The sequence below is a fragment of the Streptomyces sp. NPDC058683 genome (assembly GCF_042716195.1).
Classification (GTDB): Bacteria; Actinomycetota; Actinomycetes; order Streptomycetales; family Streptomycetaceae; genus Streptomyces.
Genome location: NZ_JBHXSK010000044.1, coordinates 1 through 16,548 on the forward strand (window position 1 = coordinate 1; position 16,548 = coordinate 16,548).

The 16,548-nt window shown below is 69.1% G+C and carries 13 protein-coding genes; 5 read left to right on the forward strand and 8 right to left on the reverse strand.

Annotated elements, in window-relative coordinates; translation table 11 throughout:
- Positions 1-41: 41 nt before the first annotated feature.
- The 5 genes from ACFWXC_RS37990 to ACFWXC_RS38010 all read right to left on the reverse strand — a co-directional run bounded on the left by ACFWXC_RS37990 (position 42) and on the right by ACFWXC_RS38010 (position 6,195).
- Positions 42-230 (reverse strand): ferredoxin, encoded by a 189-nt coding sequence (locus tag ACFWXC_RS37990; protein WP_384486140.1) that lies wholly within the window; start codon positions 228-230, stop codon positions 42-44.
- Positions 231-347: 117 nt separating this feature from the next.
- A complete protein-coding gene (locus ACFWXC_RS37995; protein ID WP_384486142.1) occupies positions 348-1,820 on the reverse strand; it encodes a FadR/GntR family transcriptional regulator in 1,473 nt (490 codons plus the stop codon).
- Positions 1,821-2,004: 184 nt separating this feature from the next.
- On the reverse strand, positions 2,005-3,204 hold the full coding sequence (locus tag ACFWXC_RS38000; RefSeq protein WP_384486144.1) for a cytochrome P450: 1,200 nt from the start codon (positions 3,202-3,204) through the stop codon (positions 2,005-2,007).
- Positions 3,205-3,396: 192 nt separating this feature from the next.
- Positions 3,397-4,668, reverse strand: coding sequence for an amidohydrolase family protein (locus tag ACFWXC_RS38005; protein WP_384486146.1), 1,272 nt, complete (start codon positions 4,666-4,668; stop codon positions 3,397-3,399).
- Positions 4,669-4,872: 204 nt separating this feature from the next.
- Positions 4,873-6,195, reverse strand: a complete 1,323-nt coding sequence (locus tag ACFWXC_RS38010) for an FAD-dependent oxidoreductase (RefSeq protein ID WP_384486148.1) — start codon at positions 6,193-6,195, stop codon at positions 4,873-4,875.
- Positions 6,196-6,369: 174 nt separating this feature from the next.
- On the opposite strand from ACFWXC_RS38010, the gene ACFWXC_RS38015 reads away from it, so the two are divergent.
- Together ACFWXC_RS38015 and ACFWXC_RS38020 are read left to right on the forward strand one after the other, a co-directional pair.
- Positions 6,370-6,885: a MarR family winged helix-turn-helix transcriptional regulator gene (locus ACFWXC_RS38015; RefSeq protein WP_384486150.1), complete on the forward strand. Its 516-nt coding sequence runs from the start codon at positions 6,370-6,372 to the stop codon at positions 6,883-6,885.
- Between the two features lie 114 nt (positions 6,886-6,999).
- The gene (locus ACFWXC_RS38020) at positions 7,000-9,171 is read left to right on the forward strand and encodes a hypothetical protein (RefSeq protein ID WP_384486152.1); all 2,172 of its coding nucleotides are present in this window, start codon (positions 7,000-7,002) and stop codon (positions 9,169-9,171) included.
- Between the two features lie 153 nt (positions 9,172-9,324).
- Here ACFWXC_RS38020 and ACFWXC_RS38025 read toward each other — a convergent pair whose 3' ends face one another.
- Positions 9,325-9,717: a nuclear transport factor 2 family protein gene (locus ACFWXC_RS38025; protein ID WP_384486154.1), complete on the reverse strand. Its 393-nt coding sequence runs from the start codon at positions 9,715-9,717 to the stop codon at positions 9,325-9,327.
- Between the two features lie 56 nt (positions 9,718-9,773).
- Positions 9,774-10,172: a nuclear transport factor 2 family protein gene (locus ACFWXC_RS38030; RefSeq protein WP_384486156.1), complete on the reverse strand. Its 399-nt coding sequence runs from the start codon at positions 10,170-10,172 to the stop codon at positions 9,774-9,776.
- A gap of 193 nt (positions 10,173-10,365) precedes the next feature.
- On the opposite strand from ACFWXC_RS38030, the gene ACFWXC_RS38035 reads away from it, so the two are divergent.
- The 3 genes from ACFWXC_RS38035 (at position 10,366) to ACFWXC_RS38045 (ending at position 15,547) form a co-directional block, all read left to right on the forward strand.
- On the forward strand, positions 10,366-11,412 hold the full coding sequence (locus ACFWXC_RS38035) for a cyclase family protein (protein WP_384486158.1): 1,047 nt from the start codon (positions 10,366-10,368) through the stop codon (positions 11,410-11,412).
- A gap of 467 nt (positions 11,413-11,879) precedes the next feature.
- Positions 11,880-12,584 (forward strand): TetR/AcrR family transcriptional regulator, encoded by a 705-nt coding sequence (locus ACFWXC_RS38040; protein WP_384486160.1) that lies wholly within the window; start codon positions 11,880-11,882, stop codon positions 12,582-12,584.
- A 521-nt stretch (positions 12,585-13,105) separates the two neighbouring features.
- Positions 13,106-15,547, forward strand: a complete 2,442-nt coding sequence (locus tag ACFWXC_RS38045; RefSeq protein ID WP_384486320.1) for a SpoIIE family protein phosphatase — start codon at positions 13,106-13,108, stop codon at positions 15,545-15,547.
- A gap of 123 nt (positions 15,548-15,670) precedes the next feature.
- On the opposite strand, the gene ACFWXC_RS38050 is transcribed toward ACFWXC_RS38045, so the two are convergent.
- Positions 15,671-16,495 (reverse strand): SDR family oxidoreductase, encoded by an 825-nt coding sequence (locus tag ACFWXC_RS38050; protein ID WP_384486162.1) that lies wholly within the window; start codon positions 16,493-16,495, stop codon positions 15,671-15,673.
- Positions 16,496-16,548: the final 53 nt, after the last annotated feature.

Consider the following 16,548-nt stretch of genomic DNA (forward strand, 5'->3'; position numbering starts at 1 on the left):
CCCCACGGGCTCGGGCCGTGGGGCTCGCGCGTTTCACGGCGTCACCCTGTGGTGATCGCCCGTTCCGGGCAGGCCGACTCCCCGTCCCGGGCGGCCTCTTCCAAGGCTTCGGGGACGTCTCCGTCGTAGGGCAGCGCATAACCGTCGTCGTCGAGACGGAAGAGTCCGGGCGCTGCTGCCGCGCACCGCGCGTGCCCGGAGCACTGCGCCGCATCGATGGTGATCTTCACTCGGCTACTCCGATCTATCGGGCTTGTCTCTGATTCAGGTCCATCGGGCTTGTCTCTGATTCAGGCCACTCATTTGCCGGGCGTAGCACCGGGCCCTGGCGATGTGGCCTCGTTCGCTCAATGCCACCAGGGCATCAGCGCGTCCAGGTGACGGCGCATGCGGTGCCTGGCCACCCCGGCGTCCCCCTGGAGGACCGCGTCGAGGATGCGCTGGTGGACCTGGCGCACCTCGTCGGCGGCCGTGTCACCGGGCAGGGGCCGGTCATGGCCGGACGCGTGCCGGCGGAACAACTCGGTGATGATGGCGAGGAAGAGCGACAGCACCGGGTTGCCGGCCAGGGCCGCCAGTTCGGTGTGGAAGAGGTCGGCCTTGCGGGGCTCTCCGGCCGGGCCCTCCGTGGTCCACCGCACGGCCCTCGCCAGACGCTCGGCGACCTCCGTGTCCCCCTCGGCGTGCCGGGCGGTCACCTTGGCGACGAGGCCGAGTTCGATGGCGTTGCGGACGGTCCGCAGGTCGTCGGCCGTGACTCCTTGGTATTCGAGGAAGAGCGCCATCGTGTCGACACTGGCCTGGGGCTCGGGCTCCGTGACGACCAGCCCACCGCCCGGGCCCCGGCGCATCCGGGCGACCGAGTGGTATTCGAGGAGCCGGACGGCCTCGCGCAGCACGGACCTGCTGACGCCGTACCTGGTCAGCAGGTCCGCCTCCGAACCGAGCACCATCCCGATCTGCCGGCCCCGCGCGGCGATGTCGTCGTGGATCCGGGCGGCCACGACCTCGGCGAGCTTGGCCCTCGGTCCCTCGACCAGTTCGGGTTCGACGACGTTCCCCTCGACGCGCCGGCCGCGGCGCACGCGGTGCTCGGCGATCCACGCGGTCACCGACTCCAGGTGGGCGGTGAGCTCCGTCTGAGCGCGAGCACCGTCGTCGGCGATCACGGCGTCCACGACCGCGCGGTGCTCCCGATGCGAGAACTCCTTCGCCGCGCGTGTCTCCGCCCTGGAGAGCCGACGGGAGGTGTGCGCGTAGCGGGCGGTGAGGCGGGTGAGGACGTCGATGAACAGATGCAGCACGGGATTGCCCGACAGCCTGCCGAGCATCGGGTGGAGTGGTTCCTGCGAGTGGACCGACGGGTCGTCCAGGTGGGCGAGTTCGGCGTCGAGCGCCGTGCGGAGGGTGGCGATCCCGTCCTCGGTGAGGCGCCCGGCCGCGAGTCCCGCGGCGAGGGGCTCCAGCAGCCGGCGGGCCTGGAGCAGGTCCGTGACGCTGGTGCCGACGTACTCGAGATAGATCACCATGGCCCGGGTCGCCGGTCCGGCGTCGGGGGCACGGACGATCAGGCCGCCGCCGGGGCCGCGCCGCATCCTCGCCACCTGGTGGTGCTCGACCAGCCGAACGGCCTCGCGCAGCACGGCGCGACTCACGCCCAGGCGCTCCCGCAGGTCCGCTTCGGAGCCCAGTGACTCGCCGACGGGCCAGCCCTGGCGGATCACGGTGGCCTCGATACGCAGTGCGGTCTGCGCGGCGAGTTTCCCGACCGCGATACCGGTCCCGCCGCCGACGGACTCGCGATCGACGGCAGTCGCCATGGGTCACTCCTCCGGTGGCTGTTGCGGCTCCCGAGTCTATGCGTCGCCACGCCGGAGAGACGGCACGGTGCCACGATTGGAGTGTCCTCATTTCGCGTCCGCGCCGCGACTCCACGGGGCGGGAGACGGCAGTGACGCACCCTCAGGGGAGGCGTTCCACGCACGAACGCGAGCCCCCTCGGCCTCACCACTCCAGGCGGAGCGACTTGATGCCGTACATGTTGCCGTGCTGCCAGAGGTCCTGACCGGGTGCGAGCCGGTAGTCGGGGATGCGGCGGTGCCATTCCTCGACCGCCACGTTGAGTTCGAGGCGGGCGAGGTGCGAACCCAGGCAGCGATGGGGGCCCGAGCCGAACGCGATGTGGTTGACGGCCTTGCGGCGCAGGTCCACTTCGCGCGGGTTGTCGAACCGGTCGGGATCGCGGTTGGTGACCGCCAGCGGGAGCATCACCATCTCGCCCGCCCGCACCGGACAGCCGCCGACCTCGACGTCCCGCATCGCCTTCCGTGCCGGGACGACGAAGGAATAGACCCGGAGGGTCTCCTCCACCCCGGTGGCGATGAGCGAGGGGTCGGCGACGATCTCCCTGCGCTGCTCCGGATGCGTCGCGAAGTGGTACAGCGCCCAGCCGATGGAGATCGGGACCGTGTCCAGGCCTGCCTGGAAGAGCAGGACGCAGAAGGCGTGCAGGTCCCGGTCGCCGATCGGTCCGCCGTCGACGGTCCAGGTCATGGCGTGGGAGAGCAGGTCGTCGCGCGGAGCCGAACGGCGCAGCGCGATCTGCTCCTCGAAGTACGCCGACACCGCTCGCATGGCGGCCAGCCGCCTGCCGCCGTCCGGGTCCTCGCGGTGGGACAGGTGCAGCAGTTCGTGAACCCAGTCCAGGAAGGTGGGCAGATCCTCCTCGGGCAGCCCCATCAGGCGCATGAAGATCGAGGTCGGGAAACGGCGTGCGAACTCGTCCAGGACGTCGGCACCGTCGCGCTGCTTCAGCACGTCGATCAGGTCGCCGGCGACCTGGCGGATCTCCTGCTCGCGGGCGGCCACGGTCTTCGGGGAGAAGTAGTGGCCCAGCAGCCGCCGCCACACGGTGTGCAGGGGCGGATCCAGCATCTCGGGGATCCACAGGAACGTCGGATCCGGATCGAGTGCGGTCACCGACGTGTTGGAGAAGGTGCGCCAGTCCTGGAGCGCCTTCTGTACCGCCGCGCCGTCCGTGACGACCCAGTGGCCGCCGGCGACGGTGCTGCGGAAGCCCGAGTGCGCGGCGGCCATCTCGTCCCAGCGGTTCTGATGGCTGAGCACCGGGCCGCCGAGCCGGTTGTCGAAGTGGTAGGCGGCGACACCGTCGTGGGTTCCGTCGGGTTCGAGTGTCGTGGTCATCGCGACTCCTCTCGTCGTACGTTCGTCAGAGCGCCCCGCTGTCGATCTCGCGCGCGATGAGCTCGTCCCCGCCGAGACCGGTCTTCCGCTAATGAGTGCACTTTTTCGGAGTGCTTCGACAGGCTGCCCACTCCGGGGGGCGGGGCCGTCCGCAAAGCCGGCCCCGCAGCACGGTCGCTCCGGGCCGCTCCGTCACCCGGCGGCTGTCCGGGCGTCCTGCGGGAGCGGAGCCAGCTTCCGGCTCGTGTCGAAGCCCACGATCCCGGCGAGCGTGCCGCCCAGGATCGCCGCGCGGTCCGGGTCGGGGACGTCCACGAAGTTCTCGGCGACACAGTCGGCGCTGCTGCGGAAGGTGCCTTCCGCGTGCGGGTAGTCGTTGCCCCACATGATCGTCGACAGGCCGGTGATGTGGCGGGCCTTGACCGCTGTGGGGTCGTCGGCGAACTGCACATGGATCTGGCGCCGGACGTACTCGCTGGGCTTGAGCGGGTGCGGCCAGCGGCTGTTCACGGCGAACAGCCGTCCCATCGCCGGCTGGTCCTTCGGCGAGCGCGAGTCGTCCCAGAAGCCGAGCCACCAGTCGGGGTCCTGACCGGTGCCGGTCTTCCAGAGTTTGTCCATGAATCCCATGTAGGAGACCAGCCAGCCGGCGCTGTACTCGATGAGGTTGAAGTGCAGGTCGGGGAAGCGTTCGCAGGCGCCGCCGGCCACCAGGTCGGCGATGATCCCCTGCGGGCCGGCCGCCCCGCTGCCCCCGGCGCTCATGGTGCGGCTCGCCACCATGGCGTCCGTCAGCTGGCCCTTGCCCATGTTCATGGACGTCATCAGGCCCCGGACCGTGGCCGCGGTCTCCGAGACGTTCTCCTTGACCTTGACCCCGCCGGTGGCGACATGGAAGAAGACCGGCATCCCGTTCGCCTGCGCCGCGGCCCACACCGGGTCGTACTCCGGCGACCAGTAGGGCACCGGCGGGATGTCGGGCAGGAGGATCGCGCCGATGCCCAGCCGGGCGCACCGTTCGATCTCGGCGACCGCGTCGGGGATGCGGGTGAGCGGGATCGCCGCGGTGGGACGCAGGCGGTCCCGGTGGGGGAGGTAGCGCTCGGCGATGTAGTCGTTCCACACGCGTGCGTGCGCCATCGACAGTTCGTGGTCGTCGGTGAACAGGACGAACAGGGAGAGGTTGGGGAACATGACCGAGGCGTCGATGCCGTCGAGGTCCATGTCGCGGATGATGTGCTCCGGCTCGCCGTCCGGCGTCTGACCGCCGTGCTGGCGGTACTTGGAGATGGTCCAGCCGTCGAAGCCGATGGTGTGGAGCTTCTTGAACTCCGTGTGCCCACCCGGAACGATCGGCTCGTCCAGGGTGAACTCCTCCTCCCACAAAGCCCGTTCACGCAGGTGCTTGGGCAGACGGGCCTTGAAGAGATCGGCCGGCTCGATGATGTGCGAGTCACCGGACACGACGAATTCCTTGAACACAGGCGGTACCCCTTTCGAACCTCGTCGTTCGCTGCAGGACTCACCCGGGCTTGCTGACGAAGTTAACTGTACCGCTCGGTCCAGTCAATAATTGAGGATACGAAATATCGGCGGGTTCGGCGCGCCAGCTCCTGATGGCCGAGCCGGTACAGGTTCCGGGTGCCACCCGCCTGCGGGCGGCTTGGCCTACTCGTCGCCGCGGTAGGCGTACATCTGGTCGAGGAAGTGGGTGCGCAGGGCGGGCACCTTGCTCATGACGCTGAAGTAGCTGCGGGCGCCGAACAGCGCGAGGCGGCCGATGCCGGGCTTGTAGAGAGGGTCGGCGGCGGTGGTGCCGTTCTGGCCGAGGGAGTCGGCGACGCGCTGGAATCCGTAGGGGATCATCTCGGCCTCGTAGGCGGCGACGGCGGCCGGCAGCGACTGCCGGCCACGGGCAGCCGCGGTGAGGTGGCGGCACAGCAGGGCCGCGTCGCGCAGGGCGGTGTTCGCGCCGACGCCCTGGCCGGGGGTCATGGTGTGGATCGCGTCGCCGAGCAGGGTGATGTTGGTGCTCTTCCACGGTTCGACCGGCTCGGAGGTGGCGATCTTCAGCGGGAAGGCCGCCGCGGGGTCGGACAGTTCGAAGATCCGGCGCAGGTCGGGGTGCCAGTTGCGGGTCGAGTCGAGGACGGTGCCGATCAGCTCCTGGCCGCGCTGCTCGGTGACGCCCGCCGGGAAGCGCGCGTGGGTGCTCCAGACCGAGAGGTTGAGGTAGTCGCGGGTGTTGTCGAACTGCAGCCCCGACCAGCTGTCCAGGAGCGCCTTGTCGCCAGGGTCCTTGGGGTTGCCGTCGGCGTCCCACTTGAACTGCATCGAGTGCAGCATCCCGATCATGCCCTTGGTCCCGAAGATCAACGACATGCCGTTCAGGGCCTCGTCCGGGATGAGGGCGCGGACCTGCGAGGTGAGGGCGGTCCTGGTGGCCAGGGCGGTGATGCCGGTGTCCTTGACGGTGGCGTGCGGCAGGAACTGCCGGCGCACCTTCGAACGGGAGCCGTCGGCCGCGACCAGCAGGTCACCGGTCGCGCTGCTGCCGTCGGCGAAGTCGGCGCGGACCTTGCCGTCGGGGAGCTGGTCGTAGCCGGTGAACTCCCTGCCGTAGTGCACCACGTCGTCCATGCCCGTGAAGAGGACCTGGCGCAGCGTGGAGCGGGAGACCGAGCGTTCGGCGTTGACGTGGTCCTTTGCGTCGGGCAGCCGGAAGCTTGCCGTGGTGTGCATCGACTGGGTCCACACGTTCAGGTGCTGCGGGTCCTTGGCGCAGGTGGCGACGAAAGTGTCGAAGAGCTGCGGCGGCAGGCACTCGTGCAGGGAGCGGCTTCCCGTGGGGTCGATGCCGACCCGGTAGCCGAAGAGGCCGTCGCGGCGGGTGCGGTGGCGCTCGTAGACCGCGACGGAGACGCCGGCCTTCTTCAAGCCGTGGGCCAGGCACATACCGCCCGTGCCGCCGCCGATGATCAATACGTGCATGGGAAGTCACTTCCGTCGATCGCCATACAGCTCGTTTGTCGAGGTACCTATACCTTGATTGCCGAGTTACTTGATTGTCAAGGCAAGTGCCACCCGGTGGAGCCCTCGGGACATCACCCCCGCTGCGGTACCTTGAGAAACGAGCTACGAGACTGTGAAGGGACCACGGGAGTCATGACCGCTGCCGGCCAGGTGCCGCCCCAGCCGGGACTGGGCGAGGCTTCCCGTGCCTACCAGGCCGCCGTCGACGACTTCGACCGCGAACTCGCCCATCACCTCGGCGTCAACGAGACGGACCTACGCTGTCTGGAAATCCTCCTCCAGGAGCTGCCTGAAGCCAGCCCCAGTCAGCTTGCCGACCGCCTCGGTCTGACCACGGGCAGCACCACGGCCCTCCTGGACCGGCTGGAGAAAGCCGGCTACCTCGCCCGTCAGCCTCACCCCACGGACCGGCGCAAGAGCATCATTCGTGCCACCCCGGAATTCCAGAAGACCGCCTTCTCCCTCATGGCCCCCCTGGTGGACGAGGGCCACCAGATGATCGCCGACGCTTTCACCGCCGACCAGATCGCCGTCATCACCGACTTCCTCCGGCGAGCCACGGAGCTCCAGCAACGGCACGTCCGGCAGCTGCGGGCGCTGCCCCGCTTGCGCAGCGGCGAGAAGGCCGGCAGCCCAACCGCCCGCTGAGGGCTGTCCCGTGACTGCCACTCGCAAGTGAGGTGGCGGGTGTGTGATCACAGCGTCGGAGCGCGTACGAAAACTCCTGTGCACCGGCTCGCGCACCTCTGCGATCATCCCCGAATGGCGCACAGTTTCGAATCGCTGGTCATCCGGCACACCCACCGTCTTTCCTCTCCCCAGGGCTCGGCCGGGGAAGGAGCTGTCGCCGCACGGCAGTTCGACGCGGCGCTGGCATCTGTGGGCTTCAAGCTCTCGGCGGAGCTGCTGGAGCGGCTGTCGGGGCTCTCCGAGGCCGCGGTCGTGCACACCGCCAGGCGGACGCTGCGCACCGTGAGCGAGATGGTGGGCGACCACGTCCGGCACAACGCGTACTTCATCGACTTCCCGGCGAACGTGCCGGACACCGAAGAGTTCTGGATGCAGTGCGTGGCGAAGGCGCTCGGCGACGAGAAGTCGCGCGAGAACGTGCTGACGCAGCTGCGGCACGGGGTGCTGAACCTGCTCAGCCTCCCCGCGTACGGCCGGTACCAGCACACCTACGAGGAGATGCTCGCGGCGCAGGACGAACTGATCGCCTCGGCGGGCGACCGGGTCACCGTCCTGCATCTCGGCCGGGACCTGGACGACGAACTCACCGACCTGTACCTGGCGCTGGCCGGCAGCACGACCCCGCTGGGCGAGGACGACCTGCGCGACCTCAAGACCCTCGCCGAGCGGTGCGCGCTCGGCCCCCAGCCGGAGGCGATCCCGGTCCGGGAGAACCGGGCGGTCATCAACGAGGCCCGGCTCGGCGCCGGGGCGGATCTGCTCCTCGACACCGTCACCGATGTGCTGCGGCTGGCCTGCGCGCTGTCGGGCGGTGACGTGACGCTGCAGGAGCCGACCCGGTTCAGGGCGCTGTCGCGGCCGCTGCGCCGGGGACTGCTCGCGGGTCTCGACGCCGTGGTCGCGGCGAACCCCGCGAAACTCGCCGATGTGCACGCGCACCGGGAGCCCTTCAAGCGGCTCGGCGAGCGCCTCCACCCGCACGAGTACCCGCGCTGGCCGCACGCCGCCGATGTGTTCGCGGTCGCGCGGGGCGAGAAGGAGGCGCGGTCCTTCGACAGCCGGATCGAGGAGCTGCTCGGCGCGTTCGACGTCCTCGGTGCGGTGAAGCTGCTGGAGTCCGCTCCCGGCAAGCTGTTCCGCGCCCTGGACCTCCTGCTGCGCATCGCCGCCGACCAGGGGGAACGGGACGCGGTGGTGGCCGCCGCGGCGCGGGTCGCTCCCGACGTCTCCGGCCGGGTCGTGCTCTCGGTGCGCGAGCATCTCCACAACCGGGCACGTGAGAGCGACGAACCCCGGGTCTTCGTCAACCGCCGGGGCCGCGCGTGGGTGACTCCCGACCACCGGCCGCCGGTACCGGCCGCCGACCGCGATCGTCTGATCGCCGCCCTGGACGCCGAGATGCGTCGTCGGCTCCCGGCGCCGGGCCGGCTGCTGCTCGACCCCGATGTCCTCGACGTGGCGCTGCCGCTCAGCGGCCGGGCCACCGCGGCCGGGCTCGGCGTACTGCCGCGAGGGTCGGTCTCCGCGGTCGACGGCGAACAGCTGCGCTTCTTCGTCTACTGGAAGGAGAGCGAGCACCGGACCGACTACGACCTGTCGGCGCTGCTTCTCCACGCCGACTACAGCACCGATTCCTGGCTCTCCTACACATCCCTCAAGGCCGTCGGGGGCGAGCATTCGGGCGACATCACCGAGGCGCCCGACGGGGCCTCGGAGTTCATCAGCCTGTCCCTGGACCGGGTGCGCGGCACCTTCATCGTTCCACAGGTCAACATCTTCGCCGGCGAAGGCTTCGAGGAGGTCGAGGAGTCGTTCTTCGGCTTCATGCTGCGCGACGGTGAGCAGAAGGGCCGGCCGTTCGAGCCGCGCACCGTGCGGATGAAGTCGGAGCTGCGTGGGGTGGGCCGGGTGGCGCTGCCGCTGGTGTTCCGGCGCGGGGACGACGGCCGGTGGCGCGCGAAGTGGCTGCACCTGTATCTGAAGGGCATCTCGTGGGCCAACCGGGTCGAGGAGAACCAGGCATCCGTGTCGACGGTGGTGCGCGCCGTCGTGGAGCGCGAGCAGTTGACGGTGGGGTACCTGATCGACCTGATGTCCGGCGACACCGCGACCGTGGACCTGTGGGACGGCGGGCGGGTCCCGGACGAGCCCGTGACGTACATCGGCCTCGAACGTCCCGAGGGACTGCATCCGGACTCCCGGATCATCACCCTCGAAAATCTGCGCGACTTGATCCCGGGCTGAGTGCTAGCGTTGACGACGGCGAGGCCATGAAGGGGCTTCCTTCTCAACTTCCTTTACCGAAACGAGTTCCTTCGCTTTCCTCGCCGTCGACCTCGACTGGGAGGCGCCCACGCGGCGCCTCCCAGTTTTCGTGTGCGCCGGGACCCCACACCCTTACTTGAAGGTCGTGACCCGCCTGCGGAACTTCCACGCGTCACCGACGCGGACCAGCGTGTCCTCGTAGTTCCCGACGAGTTGCACGGCCCAGCCCTCCTCGCCGCGTACGAAGAACACCAGGTTGCTGGTGGCGGTGACCTCATCGCCGGGAGGGGAGGTCAGCAGGGTGTTGCCGACGAGGTGCAGCTGCGGAGCCTGCGGTGCGAACGCCTCGTAGGCCTTGCGAATGGTCTCCCGGCCCTCGAAGGTGCCCTGACCGGTGATCTCGGCGACGCCGTCTTCGGTGAACAGGTCGGCGACGGCATCGGTGCGGCCCGCGTCGATGGCGTGGGCGTAGGCGGCGATGGCGGTCTGTACACCGGCCAGGGCCGCTTCGGTGGAAATGGTCATCTGTCTTCTTCTCTCCCAGGACGAATTCGATGGGCGGAGCGGGTCGAGGCGGGAAGTTAGGCCTGGTAGGTGGTCCTGCGCCGGCGCAACAGCCACGTGCCGTCGACGCGGCGGAAGGTGTCGTCGTAGCTGCCCACGAGCTGAGGTGCCCAGCCCGGCTCCGCGCGCAGGAAGAAGACCACGTCGCTCACCGCCGTGGCTTCGTCCTCGGCGGCGGAGGTGACGACGGTGTTGGTCACGACGTGGAGCTGCGGCCGTGTCGGTGCCCAGCCCTCGAAGGCCTCCCGGATCCCGCCGTGGCCCTCGACGGGATCCATGCCGGGCACTTCGAGAACACCGTCGGACGTGTACAACGCGACGACCTCATCGGTACGGCCGGCGTCCTGTGCCTGGGCATGGGCCCCGATCACGGCCCGCACCCCCTCCGCGACCCGTGCCTGTGCGGCTTCGTTCATCGTCTCTCCAAGGTCGAACGGGCCTGCGCTCGGCAGCAGCACCCCACCACTTCTTTCGACCACTTAGTCTATTACTGCGACAGAGGGAAAAGGGAGAGGTCATTCGCATAAAACTCAACTCATTGACCGATCGGTACAATCTGAATAACATGCCCACGGCTGTCACCGGGACTGTCGCCGAAGGAGGCGTATCGTGACGAAGCGTTGGAAGCAGCGTCCGCCGGGCTCGACGTGGGGCGACTGGGGTGACGACGACGAGCTGGGCCGCATCAACCTGCTCACCTCCGAGAAGGTCCTTCAGGGCGTGCGTGAGGTCGAGCACGGAATCAGCTTCAGCCTGAGCCTGCCCCTCGACTATCCCGGCGGCTCGGCGATGAACCAGCGACGCTACCCGCCGATCCTGCGGCCCACCGAGGACCTGGCGCACAAGCAGGACGTCTTCTACAACGTCGTCGCACGTGAACAGATCGCACCCGAGCTCATCGACGTGTGGTCCGACGACGTGGTCACCCTCTGGCTGCAGTACTCGACCCAGTGGGACGCCCTCGCCCACCAGGGCGCCGAGTTCGACACCGACGGCGACGGGGCCGCCGAGCCGGTCTACTACAACGGATACCGCGCGGGCACCGACATCGTCGGACCGCAGGAGGACGCCAAGGGCGACGGCAGCGGGAGCCTCAGCCACGCCCGTCACCTCGGCCTGGAGCACATGGCGGAGCACGGCGTGCAGGGCCGGGGGGTCCTGGTCGACCTGGCCCACCACCTGGGCACGGACTACCAGGCGGTGAATTTCAAGACACTTCAGGACATCATGGCCGCGGACAACGTCGTCGTCGAACCCGGCGACATGCTGCTGCTGCACACCGGTTTCGCCACCCAGATCCTCGCCTGGAACAAGAACCCCGATCCCGTGGCGATCCACCAGACCGCCGCCTATCTGGACGCGGACGACCCGGCGCTGCTCGAATGGATCACCGAGTCGCAGATCTCGGCACTGGTGGCGGACAACTACGCCGTCGAAGGCGTGGGCGTCACGCAGGCCCAGGGCCCGCACACGCTGCTGCCGATCCACCATCTGTGCCTGTTCAAGCTGGGCGTCCCCCTCGGCGAACTGTGGTACTTGCACGAGCTGGCCGGCTGGCTGCGCGAACACGGCCGCAGCCGGTTCCTGCTGACGGCTCCCCCGCTGAACCTGCCCGGCACTCAGGGCAGTCCGCTGACTCCGGTCGCGACCGTCTGATCCACGGACCCGATCGGGGCCCGCCGTCGGCCCAGCCAGTCCTGCCCGAGCGGCCGGGCCGACGGCGGATGCACAAGGGGCACCCCGGAACCCGTTCCCGGGGCCGCCCCGTCGACCGATGCGGGAAACCGGGGAACTTCGCCGCCTTGTAGAGTTCGTGGAGTTCGGATACCCGGCCCCCGAACCGCCGGACGCGCCGCGTGCGGCGCTACATTGACGCCAGGTCGTCCGCGCGTCCGGAGCCGACGGCGGCGCGCTGGAGCCCCCGGGGCCCGGCGTCATCGCTATGCTCCCCAGATGGCGCGGGCTTGGGCCGAAGGGTTTCCATGCTTTAATGTACCGATTGGTCCAACAAACGCAAGCGGTGCCCGTGGTCCGCTTCCCCCGGATATACCGAAAGGCATCCGACGCGGGCACGGTAGTCGATTCGCATCGACGTGCCGCCACATCACGCGGGGAGTGAATCCATGCCACGACCGCCAGGCCATGGACCGGGCTTCGAGGTCAGACGCCAGAAGATCATTGACATCGCGGCTTCCCTGTTCGCTCAGCAGGGGTACGCCGCGACCTCCATCAACGACCTGGGGCGTGCGGTCGGGCTGGCCAAGGGAGCCCTGTACTACTACATCGGCTCGAAAGAGAACCTGCTGGTCGAAATCCAGTCGCGGGTCATGGGCCCGTTGCTGTCCCGCGCACGGCAGATCGCAGACCTCGACATCGACCCGTTGCTGCGCCTGCGCCTGCTGTCGGAGTCGCTTCTGACGATCATCTTTCGCCGGCTCGACCACATCTGGGTCTACGAACACGACTACCGCAGTCTCAGCGGCGACGAACTCAAGACCCTGCTCGCCCAGCGTTCCGACTTCGAGCAGTTGATCTCGGACCTGCTCTCGCAGGCCATGGAGCAGGGCACGTTCCGCAGCATGCCGCCGCGGTTGGCCACCCTGCAGTTCCTCAACCTGCACAACCACACGTACCAATGGGTGAAACCGGACGGGCAGTGGGACGCGCAGTTCCTGTCCCATGAGTACTGCTCGACCCTGTTCCGCGGCTTCGGGGCGCCTGATCACGCCCTGCCCAAGGTGGAGAAACAGGCACAGGCGTTCAAGCGCGACCGGCCCGGGCTGCCGCTCGACCCCGAGGCCGAGTGGGAGGCCGACGCCGGCCGATGACGGGCGCGCCGGTCGCCACGCGGAGCGCACGGCGACCGAGGCGCAGGCGTAGATCCGCTGGTCGGGGCGGTGCCCGCAGCGCAGCGACACGCTGCCGGGGCAACCAGATCCGAGTGTGAGGTGCACGGCGGACTCTGGCACAGATCTTGGCGAGCACTCACGGATGCCCACCGGAGGTAAGGTGCCGGGGCCAGTATTCCGGCAACGCCACCTACCCTGACCTGCGGGTTTTCAATGAGCAGGTGTTCCCATACGTCGTGGGGGATCTCCGCGAGGCGTGACTCTGCGTTTGCCGTACTCACGGATGGTTCCCACCCGGCGGCACAGCCGAGCGGTGAACGATTTGTTTCCCTGTCACAAATCGCGACCAGAAGATGGTGCGTTGCACCCCACGTTCCTTCCGGTTCGCACTCCTACCCTCTTGCTTACTGTCGTGGTCCGGACGGCATCAGCCAGAACCGCCGGATCACTCCGGTCCGATTCTCAGCAGTCCATGTGATGGGGGGAGTCTGGTGACCGAGATGTTTCAAGGCAGCCTGTGTGAGCGACTGGACCACCGAGAGACACCCGACTCCGCCATCGCCATGATCGACGCCGAGGGGACGGTGGTGGGATGGACGAGCACGGCGCAGCGGCTTGTCGGCTATCCGGCCACGGAAGTGGTCGGCCAGGCCGTCTCCAGGCTCCTGCCCCTCAGCCGCCAAACGCTGCTGGACTGGGCGTCGACCGAGGAGTGCCTTGCCCGGGGTGGCTGGTCCGGTACCGCGACCATCCGCCACCGCGAGGGTCATGCCCTCAAGGCGAGTCTGCGGTTCTCGCTGTTGTGGGGGCAAGACCGCGAGATCCGTTGGCTCATCTCCGGCACCGACATCGCCTCGCTCTCCCCGGTGGCGACCACCGGATCGGTACGGGACTCACTCCTCACCCGTACACCGATCGGCATCGCCGTTCACGACCAGGACCTGCACTGCGCCTGGACCAACGACGCGATGGAGCGACAGGACGGCATTCCTCGCGAAAAGCGGCTCGGACGCCGTCTCTCGGACGTGCTGCCCGCCATCGAAGCCGAAAGGCTCGAGGTGGTGATGCGACAGGTCCTGGACAGCGGCATCGGCACGGTCCATGAGTACCGGTCGTGGCCGTCGGCGGATCCGCGTCGCGAGCACGCGATCGCGGCCTCGTACTTCTGCCTCCAGGACGCCGACGGCCGAGCCACGGGGGTGTGCTGTACGAGCGTGGACGTCACCGGCAGCCAGCGGGCTCGCGAGCGCCTGGCCATCCTCAGCGAGGCCAGCACACGCATGGGCAACAGCCTGGACGTGATGCAGATCGGTCAGGAGCTGGCCGACCTCGCGGTACCGCTGCTGGCCGACTACGTCAACGTCGACCTGGCCGAGTCGATCCAGTTCGGCGAAGCGCCCTTCGCCCGCATCGGACCGATGGACAACCACCGCCGCGTCCTGCGTCGCGCGGGCATGGCCTCGATCCATCCCGGGGTGCCCGAGTCCCCGTGGGCGCGCGGTGAGCTGGTCGTCGTACCACCGAGCTCGCCCTTCACCAAGGCCCTGTCATCCGGCCGCTCCCATCTGGAACCGGTCCTGGACGGTTCTCCCGGCACCTGGTTCGACCGAGACCCCGACCGGGCGCGGACCATGCGTGCCAGCGGCATGCACTCCCTGATGGTCGTCCCCATCCGTACGCGAGACGCCTGCCTGGGTACTGCGGTGTTCATCCGGACCGAGGAACCCGCGCCGTTCCAGGAGGATGACCTGCTCCTGGCCGAAGGACTCGTCAGCCGTACGGCGCTTGCCCTGGACAACGCCCGCCGGTACGCCCGGGAGCGCAGTGCGGCCCTGACCCTGCAACGCGACCTTCTCCCGCAGCGTGTGGTGCAGGGCACGGCCATCGAGACGGCCTCGCGCTATCTGCCGGCCGATGTGGACAACGGTGTGGGAGGCGACTGGTTCGACGTCATCCCGCTGTCCGGCGCCCGGACGGCGCTCGTCGTGGGCGATGTGGTGGGACACGGCATCACCGCCGCGGCGACCATGGGCCGGCTCCGCACCGCAGTACACACGCTCGCGGACCTCGACCTGCCCCCCGACGAGTTGCTGAGCCACCTCGACGACACGGTCCGGCGGCTCGCCGCGGAAGACGCGGACTCTCAGGACCCGACCCGTGTCACCGGTGCGACCTGCCTGTACGCCGTCTACGACCCCGTCACCCGGAAGTGCGCCATGGCACGGGCCGGGCATCCTCCGCCCGCGGTCATCGACCCGTACGGCAAGGTCACCTTCCCCGACCTGCCGTCCGGGACACCGCTCGGCGTCGGACTGGGGATCCCCTTCGAAGCCGTCGAGCTGGAACTGCCCGAGGGGAGCCGGATCGCTCTGTACACCGATGGCCTGGTCGAGAGCCGCGACCAGGACATCGACGTCGGTATGAAGCGTCTGGGCCGCGCCCTGGCGGATCCCGGCCAGTCGCTGGAAGGGCTCTGCTCCTCGGTGATGGAGACAGTGCCGGCTCGGTCACCGGGCGACGACGTGGCTCTGCTCGTCGCACGGACCCATTCGCTGAGCCCGAGCCAGACCACGTGCTGGGAACTGCCCAGCGATCCGGCCGTCGTCCGCCGTGCCCGCGCCCTGGTCACCCGACGACTGACCCAGTGGGGACTGGAACGTCTGGAAGCCTCCACCCAGCTGATCATCAGCGAACTGGTCACCAACGCCGTCCGCCACGCCACCGGCCCGCTCCGCCTCCGCCTGATCCGGCACCAGGTCCTGACCTGCGAAGTCTCCGACACCAGCGACACCTTCCCCCGGCTGCGGCACGCGCGCACCAGCGACGAAGGCGGCCGCGGCCTCTACATCGTCGCGCAGCTCTGTCGGCGCCACGGAGCCAGGTGCCTGGCAGGCGGCGGCAAAACCGTGTGGGCCGAACAAGAACTCGACCCCGGCCTCTGACACGGGAAGCGCGACGCGGAGTCCTCCCGAAGAGAATCGAACTCACGCTCCCAGCCGGGGAAGCCGCGTGTGCCGGTGCGAAACAGGTCGTCCCGCACCGGTCGAAGCGCGCTGTCTCCGGCGTCAGTTCTCCTGCAAGGAGGCGCACAGGCCGCCGTCGACGACGATGTCGACGCCGTTCACGAAGCTCGCCTCGTCCGACAGCAGAAAGGCAGCGACGGCGGCGACCTCCTCGTGCCGGCCGACGCGGCCCAGTGGCGTGCGCTCGATGAGCTGTCGAATCGATGCGTGCCGTGCCGCCTCCAGCCGCGTCTCCGGGGTGTCGATCGCGCCCGGCGACACCGAGCACACGCGGGCGCCCACGGGCCCGAGCCGTACGGCCTCCGCGCGGGTCAAACGATGGACGCCGTAGGTGGCCCACGGATACGCCCAGGCCGGATCCTCGACGGCCGGTCCGACCGCTTCCCGGATCCGGTCGAGGAAGTCCTCCTGCAGTGGGTCGTCCAGAACGGCCGCCACTGCCGGGGTGGGCTCGACGTGCGCGATCAGCGGAGACACGGAGGCCAGGTACACGAATGCCGTACCGGCGGTGGCGAGTGACCGGAGCGTCTCGGTGAGCAGCGCCGCCGCGACGAAGTCGGCTGCGACGATCCGGCGCCAGTCGGTCTCCTCGGGCGGAATGCTGTAGGCGTGCGCGACGGCCCGGAGGGTGCCGGCCTCCCTGACCCGGTCGGCGAGCCGGACGAGGTCCTCCCGGTCGGTGACATCGACTGCGAACGGCTCGACCAAGGCACGCTTCCCGTGGCCGGACAGGTCCTTCGCGACCGCGGCCACAGCCGCTTCGTTCCCGTCGGCGAGCAACAGCACATCCACCACGTCGGCGAGGCGCCTGGCGCATGCCTCTCCCGTCCCGCTGGCGGCGCCGGTGGCGATACCTACCGTGGTCATGCGTCACTCCTCATCGAAGACACCTGTCCCTGAGGACGAGTGTCTCGCAGGCG

Bases quoted from the DNA above. Each gene is read 5' to 3' on its own strand.
- ACFWXC_RS38040 (WP_384486160.1), top strand. From the start codon at position 11,880: ATGCCACGACCGCCAGGCCATGGACCGGGCTTCGAGGTCAGACGCCAG.
- ACFWXC_RS37995 (WP_384486142.1), bottom strand. From the start codon at position 1,820: ATGGCGACTGCCGTCGATCGCGAGTCCGTCGGCGGCGGGACCGGTATC.
- ACFWXC_RS38010 (WP_384486148.1), bottom strand. From the start codon at position 6,195: ATGCACGTATTGATCATCGGCGGCGGCACGGGCGGTATGTGCCTGGCC.
- ACFWXC_RS38025 (WP_384486154.1), bottom strand. From the start codon at position 9,717: ATGACCATTTCCACCGAAGCGGCCCTGGCCGGTGTACAGACCGCCATC.
- ACFWXC_RS38020 (WP_384486152.1), top strand. From the start codon at position 7,000: ATGGCGCACAGTTTCGAATCGCTGGTCATCCGGCACACCCACCGTCTT.
- ACFWXC_RS38000 (WP_384486144.1), bottom strand. From the start codon at position 3,204: ATGACCACGACACTCGAACCCGACGGAACCCACGACGGTGTCGCCGCC.
- ACFWXC_RS38015 (WP_384486150.1), top strand. From the start codon at position 6,370: ATGACCGCTGCCGGCCAGGTGCCGCCCCAGCCGGGACTGGGCGAGGCT.
- ACFWXC_RS38045 (WP_384486320.1), top strand. From the start codon at position 13,106: ATGTTTCAAGGCAGCCTGTGTGAGCGACTGGACCACCGAGAGACACCC.
- ACFWXC_RS38030 (WP_384486156.1), bottom strand. From the start codon at position 10,172: ATGAACGAAGCCGCACAGGCACGGGTCGCGGAGGGGGTGCGGGCCGTG.
- ACFWXC_RS38050 (WP_384486162.1), bottom strand. From the start codon at position 16,495: ATGACCACGGTAGGTATCGCCACCGGCGCCGCCAGCGGGACGGGAGAG.